The organism is Nitratireductor sp. GISD-1A_MAKvit, assembly GCF_040819555.1.
Taxonomy (GTDB): Bacteria; Pseudomonadota; Alphaproteobacteria; order Rhizobiales; family Rhizobiaceae; genus Nitratireductor.
Genome location: NZ_CP161920.1, coordinates 3,539,827 through 3,555,007, shown reverse-complemented (window position 1 = coordinate 3,555,007; position 15,181 = coordinate 3,539,827). Strand labels below are relative to the sequence as shown.

The following is a 15,181-nucleotide window of genomic DNA, read 5'->3' as shown; positions in this document are numbered from 1 at the left end:
TCAAGAGAAAACGATGCGCGGGAAGTAGAACGAGACCACCCAGTTGGGCTGGTCGACGATCTCGCTGATGCGCAGGTCGCCGCATACCGAGCACAGCATATAGGCGTCCTCGGGCGAGAGCCCGCGCGTGGCACACAGAAGGTCGATCATGCCGGAAAGGGCGGCCCGCGCCCCTTCCATGAGGTCGGAGCCGATGCCGGTCGTTACCTCATAGCCTTCCGCGTCCAGGTGCCGCGTCACCGGCCCCGGCGTGGTGAAGCGCGGCATGGCAAGGTTGGCATCCTTCACCACGTCCAGCTTCACCGCCACATTCATCTGGCTTTCGATGGCCGTGCCGCACACTTCGCCATCGCCCTGTGCGGCATGGGTGTCACCGATGGAGAACAGCGCCCCCTCCACCTCGACAGGAAGATAGAGCGTGGTGCCCGCTGCCAGATCGCGAATGTCGAGATTGCCGCCCATGCGGCGCGGCGGCACCACCGAGTGGAGACCGGCTTCCGCCGGTGCCAGACCGATCGTTCCGGCAAAGGGTTTCAGCGGCACGCGGCCATGCTTGCCGAAGGCAGCGGGCTCAAGGCTGTTGGCGTCATAGTTCCACAGCGTCAGCGCGGGGTCCTTGAACTGATCTGCCAGAAGGCCGAAACCGGGTATGTTGGCCGTCCAGCCGAAGCCGGACGGTTTGAACGAGAGGATCTCTACCTTTAGCGCATCGCCCGGTTTGGCTCCTTCCACATAGATGGGGCCGTTGACGGGATTGACCTTGGAGAAATCCAGCGTGCCGATATCGTCCACGGTGCTTTTCGGCGTGAAATGGCCGGAGCCGGAATCCAGACATTCAAATTCCAGCGTCGAGCCCGGCGTCACCCGTTCTGCGGGCGGGATCGAATGATCCCACCCGAAATGGTGATGGCGCCCGTGGATGGTGTAGTCGCAGTTACTGCACATCTTTGGCATAAACCTCGTCATAGTGGACGGGAATGTGCACCGGATCGACGAACAGCTTGTCGTCGCCGCCGATGCGTTCGGAGCGGATGGTGAAGCGCTCTTCATTGAAGATCGGCGCCCATGGGGCGTCTTCCATCACCTTCAGATAGATGTCGCGCCACATGGCCTCGCGTTCGCCGGCCTTGGCCGGGGCGACCATGGCATCGGCTTCCTTCGCCATGGCGTCGAGATCCTCATTGCAATACCAGGCCCAGTTCCAGCCACCCGGCACCGCACCATCGCAACCGAGGATCGGGCCGTAGAAGTTGGATGGATCGGGGAAATCCGCGATCCATGCCATGCCACCCGACCAGATCATCGGGGCCTGATCTTCCTCGCCGCCTGCCGCAATCACATTGGCCTGCGCCAGAGATTTGATCGAGGCGTTGATGCCGATGGCCTTCAGATCCTGCTGGATTGCCTGCGCGATGCGTGGCTGCGGGTCGGTGTTCATCACATAGAGTTCGGTCTCGAACCCGTCGGCAAGTCCTGCCTCGGCCAGAAGCGCCTTGGCGGCTTCCGGATCATAGGTATAGCCCTCATAATCCTTGGCGTAGCCCGGCATGGAAGGTGGCAGCGGCTGGTTGGCGGCAACGGCGCGGCCATTGATGATGCGCAGGATGCGGTCCTTGTTGATGGCCATGTTCACGGCCTTGCGCACTTCCGGCTTGTCGAAGGGCTCCATCTTCACATTCATGGTCACATAGCCGGTGTGGAGTTGGCCGCCCTGAATGATGAGATCCTTGAATTTGGGATCGTTCTTCACCTCAATGAATTTTGCCGGCGGAATGCCGTCGCCCGGAACATCCACTTCGCCGTTCTGCAGGCGCAGAAGCGCGACCACCGGCTCCTGACCCACTTCGAAGATGATCTGGTCAAGTTTCGGCACGCCGGGGTTCCAGTAATCCTCAAACCGCTCGAAGACGAGGCGCTGGCCAAGCGTCCATTCGGAGAGTTTGAAGGCGCCGGAGCCGACCGGATGCTTGCCGAAATCCGCACCGTGCTTCTCTACTTCTTCCTTCGGCACCACATGGGCGAAGTTGAGCGCCAGCACATGCAGGAAGGTCGCATCCGGGCGCGACAGCTCGAACTTGATGGTGTGATCGTCCACCACGGTGATGCCGGAAAGCCCCTCCGCATCGCCGCTGGAGGCTTCCTCAAAGCCCTTGATGGAACCGAAGAAACCGGCACCGGGGCTCTGCGTCTTCGGGTTCACCGTGCGCTCGATGGAGTATTTTACATCCTCGGCGGTCAGGTCGCGGCCATTGTGAAATTTCACGCCGTCGCGCAGCTTGAAGGTGAAGACCGTTCCGTCCTCGGAAATCTCGTAGGATTCCGCGATCTCCGGGCGCAGCTCCGTGGTGCCCGGCACATAGTCCATCAGCCCGTCGAACAGCGACTTGATCATCGACCAGTTCTGCCAGTCATAGCCGATGGCCGGATCGAGCGTGGAGACGTCATCCTTGTAGGTCACGGTCATGGAGCCGCCCTGCTTGATGTCTTGTGCAAAGGCAGGGGCCAACATGGCGGAGGTGGAAAGGGCAGCGGCGGCGACGCCGGCCAGAAGCAGTTTTCTCATCTCAAGTGTTCCTTTCTCTGGTGCTGCACTTATTGTTGAAAGCGCATCAGCGCAGCTTGATGCGAGGGTCGATCAACGGAGTGATCAAATCGGCAAGAAGATTGCCGAGAACGATGGCGCAGGCCGAAACCAGCGTGACACCCATGATGATGGGGATGTCGACGCGCTGGATTGCCTGCCAGGCAAGCTGGCCTATTCCCGGCCAGCCAAACACGCTTTCCACCACCACGATGCCCGACATGAAAAGCCCGATATCGATGCCGATCATGGCGATGATGGGCAGGATGGCGTTGGGAAGCGCGTGGCCGAAAAGCACCTTTGCGCGGGTCACGCCGGTGGCGCGTGCGGTGCGGATATAATCTTGCCTGAGCACATCAATCAGCGATGAGCGCATCATGCGCGAATACCAGCCGGCCCCGAGGAAACCGAGCGTGATGGAGGGCAAAACCAGATGCGCGAAGGTGCCGTAGCCGCCGATGGGGAACCAGCCGAGTTTCACAGCAAACACGTAGAGCAGCAGAATGCCGATCACGAATTGCGGCGCTGAAACACCCACGAAAGAGGCAATCATCAATGTGTCATCTGTGCGCGAGCCGCGCTTGAGCGCCGCCACCACGCCCATGGTGAGACCCAGCACGAGCTCACAGAAAATCGCGCCGACCATCAGGAGAAGGCTTGCCGGCAGGCGGGAGGCGATGAGTTCGGAAACCTCGGTCTTTTGCAGATAGGAGCGGCCGAGGTCCCCGTTCAAAAGCCCACCGAGATAGCGCAGATATTGCTCATAGAAGGGCAGGTTGAGCCCAAGCTGCTCGCGGATGTTCTCCACCGTCGCGGCAGTGGCGCTGCGGCCGGCAATCTGGCGCGCCGGGTCAGCCGGCACGAGATAAAGCAGCACAAAGGTCACGAAGCTGATGCCGAGCAGGATCAGCGCAGTCTGGATCAGGCGACGGGTGACATAGGCAAGCATCAGTGGCGCCCCTGCTGTGTCGGGTCAAGAATGTCGCGCAGCGCGTCGCCCACAAGATTGAAACCCAGTGCCAGCGCCAGAATGGCAACACCCGGAATGAAGACGAGCCAGGGCGCGGAGGTGAAATAGGTCTGGTTCTCGAAGATGATATTGCCCCATGAGGGAATGGGCGGCTGAACCCCGATGCCGAGGAAGGAGAGGGTGGCTTCCAGAAGCACGGTGGTTGCGATGCCGAGCGTTGCCCACACGATGATGGTGGACAAAAGATGTGGCAGGATGTGGCGGAACAGGATGCGGCCTGCACCTGCGCCCATGGCGCGCTCGGCCACCACGAAATCCCGTTCGGCGATGGAGCGTGTCTCGGTATAGGTCACGCGGGCAATCTGCACCCAGTTCACCATGGCAATCACCATCGCGACGATCCACAGGCTGGGGCTGAAAATCGCCGCCAGAACGATGGCGAGCAAAAGCGCCGGAAAGGCCATCATCAGATCGGTGAAGCGCATCAGAACGGTATCGACCCATCCGCGGAAATAGCCGGCGGAAATGCCCACTGCCGAGCCGATCACCACGGCGATGCCATTGGCCACCACGCCGATGATCAGCGATGTCTGCGCGCCATAGATCAGGCGGCTGAAGAGATCGCGTCCGACAAGGTCTGTGCCGAACCAGAACTGCGCATTGGGTGGCAGCGGTGCGCCCTCGATGGTCAGTCCCTCGAAGAACTGCTCATAGGGGTTGTAGGGCGCAAGCCATGGCGCAAAGACTGCGGCCAGAACCACCACCGCGATGATGATCAATCCGGTCAGTGCCAGCGGCCGGCGCAGAAGACGCGCGAGAACCGAGAGCGTCGTTGATTGCGTGCCCGTCTCAGCGACTGTTTGTGACATTCGTCCGTCCGTCAGTGTCAAAGGTGGCGATGATGGCGGCGGCTGTTTTCTCGATGGAGCGGCGCTGGGCCATGGCTTCCTTGCGAAGGTGGTTATAGGCCGTGCCGGCATCGCAATTGTGCTTCAGCATCAGGATGGCGGTTGCCTCGGCGACGACTTGCCGTTGGGCAAGTTGATCCTTCAGCCGGGCAATTTCCTCGGTCTGGGCCGTGCGCCGCAAGAAGCCCTGGCTCGCCACGACAAGCGCGCTGTAGAGCCCGGCGCTGCCAATGGGCTTCAAAAGCTGCGCATCGGCACCTTGCCCGATCGTCCATGCAATGCGGCCGGGTGCTTCCGAACCGATCAGGGCAATCATGGGCATGGGCGCAAGGCCCGGCGACCACGGAAACTGCTCATCATAGCCCATATCGGCGTCGATCAGGAGCACGTTGAAATCGCGCATCACCTCGCTGTTTTCCAGCGTCGGCCAGGCTTGCTCAGCCGCGATGCCGATGCGTGCGCATTGCGCGGAAAGCGCGTCCACATTCTGGTGTGGCCGGTGCAGGATCAGCGCGCGCCAGCCGACGAAATTGGGTGTATGGGCAAGGGCCGGGCTCATCGCACGACCCTTAGCTGCCGCGCATCGGCGGCGGTGCCCGCATAGAGCCGGTCAAGCGGCGTCGCGGTCAGGAACGGGTCGGGCGCAATGGCCTCTGGGCAATGATGAACGATCTTGAAATCGCCATCCGCGCGCGTGCGGCCGATATGGGCGTTGAGGCTGACATGGTTGGTGGCGCGGTCGACGCGCAGGGGACCCAGCGGCGTTGCGGTTTCATGATCGCGAACCGCCTCGAGCACCCGCTGTGCTTCATCGCTTCCGGTGCGGTGTATGGCATCGGCGATCATCACCACAGCGGCATAGGCCTGAACGAAAAATGCGTCGGCAACCTGTTGAGGGTTCTCCGCTTTCATGCGGGCGGCAAAGCGGTCGTTCTCCTCGCTGGCCAGTGCCCGGAAATAGCTCGAGACGGTGTATTGTCCCTCTGCGATGCCGCCGAGACGCGTGGTCTCGTTTTCGCACAGATTGCAGCTCACGACGGGGCAGTTTTCCGGCAGGAAAGCCGGGTCTTCCTTTCCGAGCGCCTGATAGGCAGCGAGAAAGGCGTAAGAGGAATTTCCGATCAGATTGTTGAGGATGAAATCAGGCCGCTTCTCGCGGATTTCCTCGATCAGGTGACCAATGTCCTCGTCTCCGATGGGCACGTAGCGCTCGCCCAGCACGCTGCCGCCCGAGCGGGTGAGCACATCGCGTGCAATGCGATTGGTTTCCCATCCCCAGATGTAATTAGCACCGGTCAGAAAGCCGCGCCCGCCAAAGCGGGGCACGATGTAATCGAGCAACGGCACGAGCTGCTGGTTGGCGCAGGCGGCGATATAGACGAGGTTTTCGGAAACCTCGAAACCCTCATAAACACACGGATACCACAAAAGCGCGTCGAGCTTTTCGACGACCGGGATCACCTCCTTGCGGCTCCAGGATGTGGTGCAGCCAACAATGTGCTGCGCGCCTGTCTGGCGGATGAGGTCCCGGCAGAGCTCCGCATATCGGTCGGCATTGCCCCTGGGGTCGGCGTGGTGGGCTTCAAGCTGGAAAGGATAGGCATCATCGGCGTTGATGTCGGCCACCGCCGCCAGCGCGCCAAAATAGCCCTGCTCGGCCGGGCGGGCATAGCCACCGCTACGCGAAAACAGAACGCCTATTGGATAAGTGTCCACACTCGTTCCCCAAAACGCAAAGGGCCCCGACGGGAATAACAATATTCCCGGCGAGGCCCAGATGCCAAAATCTTATTATGGCTCAAGCCTAGCTGGCGAAACGAAACTGTCAAGTCATGCGGAGCGAGTTCGTTTTAATTGTCGGCACCGAGGCACGCAGAGCTGATTTCGGGACCGCGAAAGCGATTTCAGGGCTCTTCAATGATAATTTATTGACAAAATGTCTGGAAATGTTTTCTTTTGCCGGCAGGTCCGCTCACGAATGCGCGGAAACCGGGCGTCTGCCTCCGCTCTTGGTCCAAAGGGTAGGGCCAGATGCCGCCGGGTTCAATGGGACATTTCGGCCTGTCCTTCAGATGGGAGTTTCTATGCCGCAGCTCGGACAGGACACGTTACTGGATATTCGTTCGCTCGCCGTCGCCTTCGGGTCGAACCGCGTTGTCGACGATCTGAGCTTCAGCGTCGCTCCCGGCCGCACGCTTGCCATTGTCGGCGAATCCGGTTCGGGAAAATCTGTCACCTCGCTCTCCATCATGCGGCTCATCGACCACATGAACGGCACCATCGCCCATGGCGAGATACTGTTTAATGGCGGCAATGGCCCGGTCGATCTCGCAAAGGCGTCGGTCGACACCATGCGCAAGGTTCGTGGCAAGGACATCGCCATGATCTTTCAGGAGCCGATGACCTCGCTCAATCCGGTCTTCACCATTGGCGAGCAGATTGCCGAAGTGCTGATGTTGCACGAAGCGGTTTCGAAAAAAGAGGCGCTGCGACAGGCCGGCGATCTTTTGGAAATGGTGCGCCTGCCCGATGCCCGCGCGCTGCTTTCGCGCTATCCGCACCAGCTCTCCGGCGGCATGCGCCAGCGCGTGATGATCGCCATGGCGCTCGCCTGCAAGCCCAAACTCCTAATCGCGGACGAACCCACCACCGCGCTCGACGTCACCATTCAGGCGCAGATCCTCTCGATCATCCGCGACCTGCAGGAAAAGCTCGGCATGGCCGTCATCTTCATCACGCACGACATGGGCGTGGTGGCGGAGGTCGCCGACGATGTGGTCGTCATGTGGCGCGGCAACAAGGTTGAGGAAGGCCCGGTCGAGCAGATCTTCGCCAATCCGCAGCACGCTTACACACAGACACTTCTGTCCGCCGTTCCCACGCTCGGCTCGATGAAGGGCGAGAAATATCCCAAACGTCTGCCCGTTGCCGTCATGGATGGCGAAACGCCCCGCCTCGTGGGCGAGGAGCATCTTCAGAAAACCGCGCGCTACGATCAGCCCCCGATCCTGACGCTGAAGAACCTGGAAACCCGCTTTGACATAAAGAAGGGTTTCTTCGGCGGCGTCACCCATCGCGTTCACGCGGTGGAAAAGGTCAGCCTCGACATCTGGCCCGGCGAGACCCTTTCTCTGGTTGGCGAGTCCGGCTCCGGCAAATCCACCATTGGCCGCACCATCCAGCAGCTACAGGCGGCCACTGGCGGCGAGATTTTCTTTGAGGGCAAGGCCATCTCCGCCATGTCGTCGGCCGAGCGCCACAGCCTGCGCCAGAAGGTTCAGTATGTTTTTCAGGACCCGTTCGCCTCGCTCGATCCGCGCCGCACGGTCGGCTTTTCCATTGCCGAGCCCATCGTCACGCATGGCCTGATTGATGGTGCTGCGGCCCGGCAGAAGCGTGTTGCGGAATTGCTTGAGCGTGTCGGCCTCAGGCCCGAACACGCCCGTCGCTACCCGCATGAGTTCTCCGGCGGCCAGCGCCAGCGCATCTGCATCGCCCGCGCGCTCGCCTCGCGTCCGAAACTCATCATCGCGGACGAGGCGCTTTCGGCGCTCGACGTGTCCGTGCAGGCGCAGATCATCAACCTGATGATGGAGCTTCAGGCGGACGAGGGGCTCTCCTATCTCTTCATCAGCCACGACATGGCCGTGGTGGAAAAGGTCAGCCACCGCGTCGCCGTGCTCTATCTCGGCCAGATCGTTGAGGCGGGCTCGCGCGAGGCCGTTTTCGAGCGCGCCACGCACCCCTACACCAAGAAACTGCTCTCGGCCGTTCCCGTCGCCGACCCGACAAAGCGGCCCCGACCGGCCCATGCTCGAAGGCGAAATTCCAAGCCCGGTCCGCCGGGTGGGCGACGAGCCGGAAATCAAACCTCTGGTGGAGATCGCGCCCGACCATCTGGTCGCACGCGACACCACAGGCTGATCACTGGAACACAAACCAAAAGAAACGGAGGACTTTCATGAAATTCGGCAAAACACGCGGCGCATTGCTCGCCGCCGTTCTGGCGGCACTGCCGTTTGGCGTCATGCCGGCGCAGGCCGCGGGAACGCTCACCATTTCCTCCCCGCAGGACCCGGGCAGCTGGGACCCGATCGACACCTTCCTGGTGAACTGGTCGTCCGTCGCCACAAATATCTATGATGGCCTGGTCTATCGCGGTCCCGACACAAAGATCGTTCCCGGCCTTGCCACCGAGTGGGATGTGCTCGACGAGGGCAAGCGTCTCCGCTTCAAGCTGCGTGAAGGCGTCAAGTTCCACAATGGCGAGGATTTCAACGCCGAGGCCGTGAAATTCACCTTCGACCGCCTGCTTGGCGAGGAAGGCAAGAAGGGCCCGCAGCGCTCCAATTATGCCGTCATCGAAAAGGTCGAGGTCGTTGACGATTTCACCGTGGACCTCGTGCTCAAACAGCCCGATCCGGTGCTGATCACCAAGCTTGCCGGCTATGGCGCCATGATCGTGCCGCCGAAATACGTCACCGAGAACGAGGAAGATTTCGTCAACGCAAACCCCGTTGGCACCGGCCCGTTCAAGATGACGTCCTACGAACCGAAGGTCGGCGTGAAGCTTGAAGCCTTCGCCGATCACTGGGGCGGCGCGCCGAAGCTCGACGCTGTCGAATACCGCTTCATCTCGGAACCGGCTACCGCCGTTGCCGAGCTGCAGGCAGGCCGCGTCGACATTGTCATCCCGCCCACCATCCCGATCTCCATGGTTCCCACCATCGAGGCGGATGAGAAGCTGGAAATCCGCTCGGTCACCAGCCCCACGGTCTATGCCCTGCGCTTCAACACCGGCAACGGCATCACCGCCGATGAGCGCGTGCGCAAGGCGATGATCATGGCCGTCGACCGCAAGGCCATCATCGACGCCGTTCTCGGCGGTCAGGCCAAGCAGATTGCTTCGTTCCAGTCGGAACTGTCCTTCGGCTATGACCCGGAAATGGAGCCGCTGCCCTTCGATCAGGCGAAGGCCAAGGAATTGCTGAAGGAAGCGGGCGTTGCTGCAGGCGCACCGGTCCAGATCGACATTCGCGGCAATGACGCCACCTTTGGTGAAGTCACCCAGGCGGTTGCGAGCTACCTGCAGATGGTTGGCCTCAACGCCACCATCAAGCCGTATGAGACCAACGTCCTGCTCAACGACATCATTCCGCAGGGCAAGACCGGCGAGATGTTCCAGCAGAGCTGGGGCGGCTGGACGCTCGATTACGACAACACCGCCTACCTGATGTACCACACGGGCGAGCGCTGGAACCCGTATGACAGCGACAAGGAGCTCGATGCGCTTCTGGAATCGCAGCGCCCGATGATCGACGCTGAGAAGCGCGAAAAGGTGCTGCAGGAGATTGCCCGATATGCGGCCGATCGCGCGCTCGAAATGCCGCTCTACAACCTCAATGCGATTTACGGCGTCAACAAGCGGGTGAAGAACTTCATCGCGCCGCCGGACAGCCGGATGCGCCTCAACGAGGTTGAAGTCGAATAGTCCTCACAGGACATGAATGTTGGGGGCGGCTAAAGCATTTTGCAGTCAGGTGGAATCACCTGACGTTCGCATAAATGCGGAAAAACAAAGAGATAGAGTGGGGCAGCGTTTCTGTGAAACGATGAACCACTCTAGTGCCGCCCCCGAGCCCGTGAACTTTGCGCGAGCGCGCAGAACCTATCCCGGAGGCACTGGTGGCCAGTTTTCTTCTCAAGCGCATCCTGCAGGCGGTGTTCGTCGTTTTCGTCGTCACCCTCACGGTGTCCTTCGCCATCCGGCTGACCGGTGACCCGGCACTCATGCTCTCCCAGGGGGCAGGCAGCGTCACGGAAGAAGATCTGGCAAACATCCGTCAGGCGCTTGGCCTCAACGAACCGTTCATTGCCCAGTACTGGGATTTCATCAAAGGCCTGTTCGTAGGCGATTTCGGCCGCAGCTTCCTCGGAGGCACCTCGGTCTCCCTGCTTATTTCCAAGGCCCTGCCGGCCACGCTGGCGCTGGCCTTGTCGTCCATGCTGGTCTCCATCGCGATTTCCATTCCGCTCGGCATTCACGCGGCGGTCAACAAGGGCAAGACCGCCGATCAGGTCATCCGCATCCTGTCTCTGGTCGGTCTTTCCTTCCCGAATTTCTGGCTCGCCATCATGCTCGTTCTGGTGTTCTCCATCATGCTGCAATGGCTGCCGCCGTCGGGCATGGGCGGGTTTGCCAGCTTCATCATGCCGGCGGTCACCATGGGCGTCATTCTCACTGCCACCAATGTGCGGCTGGTGCGCACGGCCATGCTTGAAACGCTGCGTTCGCAGTATATCCAGGTCGCCCGTGCAAAAGGACTGAGCGAGAGCAAGGTGCTCTACAAGCATGCGCTCAGAAACTGCGCCATTCCGCTCATCACCTATTTCGGCCTCCAGTTCGGCGGCCTTCTGGGTGGCATTGTCGTCATCGAGCGGGTGTTCAACTGGCCGGGCCTCGGCACGCTTGCCTTCGATGCGGTGGCGGGACGCGATTATCCGGTCCTGCAGGCGGTCATCACCGTTCTTTCGCTGCTCATCATCGGCGTCAACCTTCTGGTCGACATCGCCTATGGGCTGGTCGATCCGCGCATCCGCAACCGATAGGAAAGGACGCAATCATGGCACAGGCTGTTTCGCGTTTGCGTCACTTCAAAAACATCGAGTTCATTCTCGGCATTCTGCTTGCCGGAACGATGACGCTTCTGGTTCTGCTTTCACCGCTGCTGTTTCCCGATGGCGGCGAGCAGATCAATCTGACGGCACGTCTCACAAAACCCTTCACCGACTGGGCGCACATTCTGGGCACCGATCCGCTGGGCCGCGATGTGCTGGCGCGTGTGATAACCGGCGGCAAGATCTCGCTTCTGGTGGGCTTCACCTCCGTTGCCGGCGCCGTGGTGGTTGGCGTCGTCATGGGGCTGATCTCGGGCTATTACCGGGGTTTCTGGGACATGCTCGTCATGCGCTTTGCCGATGTGCAGCTCGCGCTTCCCTTCATCCTGCTTGCCATCACCTTCATTGCCATTGTGGGCGGCGGCATCACCAACACGATCATCCTGCTCATCGTGTCGCAATGGGTGCAGTATGCCCGCCTTGTGCGCGGCTCCGTCCTGTCGCTCAACGACCGCGAGTTCATCCATGCGGCCAAGGCGATTGGCGTACCGGACTTCAAGATCCTGTTCCAGCACCTCCTGCCCAATCTCGCAGGCCCGGTTGTCGTTTTGATGACGCTCAACGTGGCCACCAACATCCTTCTGGAAAGCTCGCTCACCTTCCTTGGCCTCGGTGTCGACCCGACCATTCCGAGCTGGGGCGGCATGCTCGCCGATGGCCGCACCTATCTGCAGAACGCATGGTGGGTCAGCGTCTTTCCCGGGCTTGCAATCCTCTTCACCGTGCTTGGCCTGAACCTGCTTGGCGACTGGCTGCGCGATCTTCTCGATCCAACAGGACGCACAGAAACATGACCGCGATCTTCGAAAAGACCTTCGACCGCACGCTCGACCGTCTGCTCGCCGACTACGCCAGTGAGGCATGGCGCGGCGCGGAGCTGGAGGCCTGGCTTTTCGAGGATGAGGCGGCGCGGCGCGGCGCTGAAAAGCGCTTTGCGGCAGCGGGCGTCAAGGCCCGGCTGCACAGCGCCTACAAGCCGCTGGTTCACTTCTTTCTGGAAGACGCGCCCGCCGCGCCGCGCATCGCCGTCACCTATCCGGTAAGCTCTGCCGCTGCTGAACAGCGCTTCCTGCTGGAAGCCTATCCGCTTGCTGGCATGGTGGGCGAGGCCGAAATCGCCTTCACCCCCGCTCCGGTCGATGGCCCGCTCGAATATGGCGTCGAGATCACGACCTCGGATGGAACCGTTTCCCAACACAAGGTCTTCGCGCCCAACCGCCTTGCAGAAGATCATATCGGAGAAGAGCTTCTCTCGCCCTGCGGCTGGCTTCGCCTGTGCCATCCCGATGGCCGCGTTGTTGACGAAGCGCTCGCAACCGATTTCGAGCGCCTCTTTCACGAAACGATTGCCGCCATCGATGCTCATCCATGGGGCGAAGAGGAACCCTACTTCGACGCGCTTCACATCAGTGTGTCCATGCCGGGTGCGGACCATCGGTTGCCGGTTGGCGAAGAGGCGATCAGCCTTCATGAAGCGCTGCACGAGGATTTCTATTTCTCGCTGCTTGAACTCTTTCAGAAGAAGTCCGGCCGTCCACTCGGTTCGCGCGGGCTCCAGCCCGGCCAGATCATTCCGGTGATCGCGGCAGGCGAGGGGCCGCTCAAGGTCAGGGTTGAAACCCGGCCGCTCACCACTGAGCCCGCCCTCTGGCCGGCGCAGCCGCTGCATGAGGCAGTGGGGCCGTTCTCCGTTTCGATGATCGAAGAGACGCTTGAAAAGGTCGGCGGCGAGGCTTTCGAGGTGACTTCGCGTTCCGGCCGCTCTGTCCCGGCGCGCTATGTACGCGGAAACGATCACCCGATCATGCTGAGCGGCGGGCAGCACCCCAACGAGATTTCCGGCGTTGCCGGCGCGCTGCGCGGCGCCTCGCTGTTGGCTGAGCGCGAGGGCGCGCATTTCACGGTTTCGCCGCTGGAAAATCCGGACGGCTATGCGCTTCATTATGCGCTCTGCCAGAGCCAGCCGCACCACATGCACCACGCCGCCCGCTACACCGCGCTCGGCGATGATCTGGAATATCGTGAGGCTGAACCGCTTTATGAAAAAGCCATTCGTCGCGAAGCTTTTTCACGCACGAAGGCCACGCTGCACGTCAATCTCCACGGCTATCCCGCGCATGAGTGGACGCGACCGCTGACGGGTTACATTCCGCGTGGTTTCGAAATGTGGACGGTGCCGAAGGGCTTTTTCCTGGTCGCCCGTCACAAGCCGGAATGGGCCGAGCGCACGCGTCGTCTCATCGAGAAGGTTACGGTGGAACTTGCCAAGGTTCCGGGCCTCGTCGCTTTCAATGAAGCACAAATCAGGCTCTACGAAATTCACGCCGGCACGCTTCAGTTCGAGGTTCTGAACGGCTTCCCGATCACCATCACGGAAGTCGAGCGCCACGACGCGCCGATGACGCTCATCACCGAATATCCGGACGAGACGGTCTATGGTGATGCGTTCCGGCTTGCCCATGAAGCGCAGACCCAAACGGTGCTTGCGGCCTATGACGCGCTTCAGGAAATGCTGGCGGAGGGCTTGACGGTTTAAGCCCGATCGCCCTTATTTTCCGCCGCTTCACGGTGCCAGGCGTGATCGATGGAGCCTTCCTCGGCCTTGTGGAAATATTGCGAGCAGACGAGCCAGCCCTTGAGCGGGCGCAACAGCGCCATGCAGCTCAGGATCGTCAGCGGCACGGTCGTGAAAACGTGGACCCATAGCGGCAGCTCGAACGTCATCTGGAACCAGACACCGAAGGCGAGCGCGGGAACGGCGGCAATGGTCATGGCGAAGAAGGCCGGACCGTCGGCCGGGTCGGCGAAAGAGTAGTCGAGCCCGCAGACTTCGCAGCTTTCCGCGAGCTGGAGATAGCCCTTGAAAATATGGCCCTGCTGGCATTGCGGACAGCGGCCGAGGGTCCCGGTCAGCATCGGGTTGTCGGTGGGTGTGTATTGGGCGTTTTGCATCGCGGCCTCTCCGTTTCAGGGTGCATTTTCCTTGAAAAAAGCACTGCTTGGCCATGTGACAATTCAGCTTGCGACAAAATTTCCGAAAAGTCCCGAAAATTCCGGAATTCGTTCCAAAAGGCCGTTTTTCTCCGGAAAACGGGAAGCTTTTACGCCAAAAGATTCTGCCCGTGAAAATCATCCCTTGCGGCTTCTGCTTCGCTCTTGATGAAGTCGGTCAGCATCCGGATTCGGGGTGTGTGAGCGACGTCCTGATGAGCGATGCACCAGTAGTAGCGTTCGAGATGAATCTCTTTTGGGATGACCGGGACGAGATCGGGATAATGCCGCGCCATGAAGTTCGGCATCACGCAGAGCCCAAGCCCTTTTCGCGCGGCGGCGAGCTGCGCGTGGATGCTAGAGCTCTGGTAACAGGCCCGGGCGCCCGGCAGGATCTCCCGATGGTAATCGAGACCTGGCGTGAAGATCATGTCTTCGATGTAGCCGATGATGCGATGGGACGCCAAATCGGATTTGCGGCGCACGGGAGGATGCTTCTCCAGATAGTCGCGCGTGCCGTAAAGAAACAACCGGTACATGGTGATCTTTTCATAGTGGTGAGAGCCGGCGCGGTTTGTGGAAAGCGTCACCGACATGTCGGCCTCGCGGCGTGACAGTGAGACGATCTGCTGAATGATGAGCAGCTCGATTGAGAGCGAGGGCATGGAATTGGCGAGGTCGGGCAGGCGGTCGGCGAGAAAGAAATTGCCGAACCCTTCCAGCGTGCTGATGCGCACGACACCGCTGACCGAGGTCGCGCCGCCGGCAACCTCGCTCTCCACATTCGCCGCTTCGCGTTCGATGGCCTCGGCGCGGTCCACCAGTTTCTCGCCTGCCGTCGTCAGCAGATAGCCGCGGGGGTTGCGCTCGAAGAGCCGCGTCGCCAGCGCCTCCTCCAGCCGGTCGATGCGGCGCGAGACGGTTGCGTGATTGGTTCTGAGCTTGCGCGCGGCCGCGGAAAGCTGCCCGGTCCTTGCCACGGCAAGGAAGAATTGCAGGTCGTCCCAGGAAAATGGCCGCATGGTTCTGTACGTTTTTGCACCTTTTGTGTGC

The 15,181-nt window shown here is 60.9% G+C and carries 12 protein-coding genes and 1 pseudogene; 5 read left to right on the top strand and 8 right to left on the bottom strand.

Translation table 11 applies throughout. From position 1 onward, the window contains the following. From AB2N04_RS18365 to AB2N04_RS18340, 6 genes are read right to left on the bottom strand one after another with little or no spacing between them, the layout of a single operon-like run. Entirely contained in the window at positions 1-945 is a 945-nt protein-coding gene (locus tag AB2N04_RS18365; RefSeq protein ID WP_367718855.1) for an acetamidase/formamidase family protein, read from the bottom strand. Beyond that, on the bottom strand, positions 935-2,563 hold the full coding sequence (locus tag AB2N04_RS18360) for an ABC transporter substrate-binding protein (RefSeq protein ID WP_367716103.1): 1,629 nt from the start codon (positions 2,561-2,563) through the stop codon (positions 935-937). The genes AB2N04_RS18365 and AB2N04_RS18360 overlap by 11 nt, the downstream gene beginning before the upstream one ends. Positions 2,564-2,609: 46 nt before the next feature. Next, a complete protein-coding gene (locus tag AB2N04_RS18355; RefSeq protein WP_367716102.1) occupies positions 2,610-3,530 on the bottom strand; it encodes an ABC transporter permease in 921 nt (306 codons plus the stop codon). Continuing rightward, positions 3,530-4,420 carry an ABC transporter permease gene (locus tag AB2N04_RS18350; protein ID WP_367716101.1) on the bottom strand — a complete coding sequence of 297 codons (891 nt, stop codon included), beginning with the start codon at positions 4,418-4,420 and terminating at the stop codon, positions 3,530-3,532. Before AB2N04_RS18350 ends, AB2N04_RS18355 begins: the two co-directional genes overlap by 1 nt. Continuing rightward, a complete protein-coding gene (locus AB2N04_RS18345) occupies positions 4,401-5,018 on the bottom strand; it encodes an ANTAR domain-containing response regulator (RefSeq protein WP_367716100.1) in 618 nt (205 codons plus the stop codon). The genes AB2N04_RS18350 and AB2N04_RS18345 overlap by 20 nt, the downstream gene beginning before the upstream one ends. Next, positions 5,015-6,175 carry a transporter substrate-binding domain-containing protein gene (locus tag AB2N04_RS18340; protein WP_367716099.1) on the bottom strand — a complete coding sequence of 387 codons (1,161 nt, stop codon included), beginning with the start codon at positions 6,173-6,175 and terminating at the stop codon, positions 5,015-5,017. The genes AB2N04_RS18345 and AB2N04_RS18340 overlap by 4 nt, the downstream gene beginning before the upstream one ends. 368 nt (positions 6,176-6,543) lie before the next feature. On the opposite strand from AB2N04_RS18340, the pseudogene AB2N04_RS18335 reads away from it, so the two are divergent. The 5 genes and pseudogenes from AB2N04_RS18335 to AB2N04_RS18315 all read left to right on the top strand — a co-directional run bounded on the left by AB2N04_RS18335 (position 6,544) and on the right by AB2N04_RS18315 (position 13,673). Continuing rightward, a pseudogene (locus AB2N04_RS18335) lies at positions 6,544-8,383 on the top strand (dipeptide ABC transporter ATP-binding protein). A gap of 103 nt (positions 8,384-8,486) precedes the next feature. Further along, positions 8,487-9,950, top strand: a complete 1,464-nt coding sequence (locus AB2N04_RS18330) for an ABC transporter substrate-binding protein (protein WP_367718854.1) — start codon at positions 8,487-8,489, stop codon at positions 9,948-9,950. A 194-nt stretch (positions 9,951-10,144) separates the two neighbouring features. Beyond that, entirely contained in the window at positions 10,145-11,068 is a 924-nt protein-coding gene (locus AB2N04_RS18325; protein WP_367716098.1) for an ABC transporter permease, read from the top strand. A gap of 14 nt (positions 11,069-11,082) precedes the next feature. Beyond that, positions 11,083-11,931, top strand: a complete 849-nt coding sequence (locus tag AB2N04_RS18320; protein ID WP_367716097.1) for an ABC transporter permease — start codon at positions 11,083-11,085, stop codon at positions 11,929-11,931. Next, positions 11,928-13,673, top strand: a complete 1,746-nt coding sequence (locus AB2N04_RS18315; RefSeq protein ID WP_367716096.1) for a peptidase M14 — start codon at positions 11,928-11,930, stop codon at positions 13,671-13,673. The genes AB2N04_RS18320 and AB2N04_RS18315 overlap by 4 nt, the downstream gene beginning before the upstream one ends. On the opposite strand, the gene AB2N04_RS18310 is transcribed toward AB2N04_RS18315, so the two are convergent. Both AB2N04_RS18310 and AB2N04_RS18305 read right to left on the bottom strand, forming a co-directional pair. After that, positions 13,670-14,089: a DUF983 domain-containing protein gene (locus AB2N04_RS18310; RefSeq protein ID WP_367716095.1), complete on the bottom strand. Its 420-nt coding sequence runs from the start codon at positions 14,087-14,089 to the stop codon at positions 13,670-13,672. The two genes, AB2N04_RS18315 and AB2N04_RS18310, sit on opposite strands and share 4 nt — an antisense overlap. A 149-nt stretch (positions 14,090-14,238) precedes the next feature. Beyond that, positions 14,239-15,150, bottom strand: a complete 912-nt coding sequence (locus tag AB2N04_RS18305) for a LysR family transcriptional regulator (protein ID WP_367716094.1) — start codon at positions 15,148-15,150, stop codon at positions 14,239-14,241. Positions 15,151-15,181: the final 31 nt, after the last annotated feature.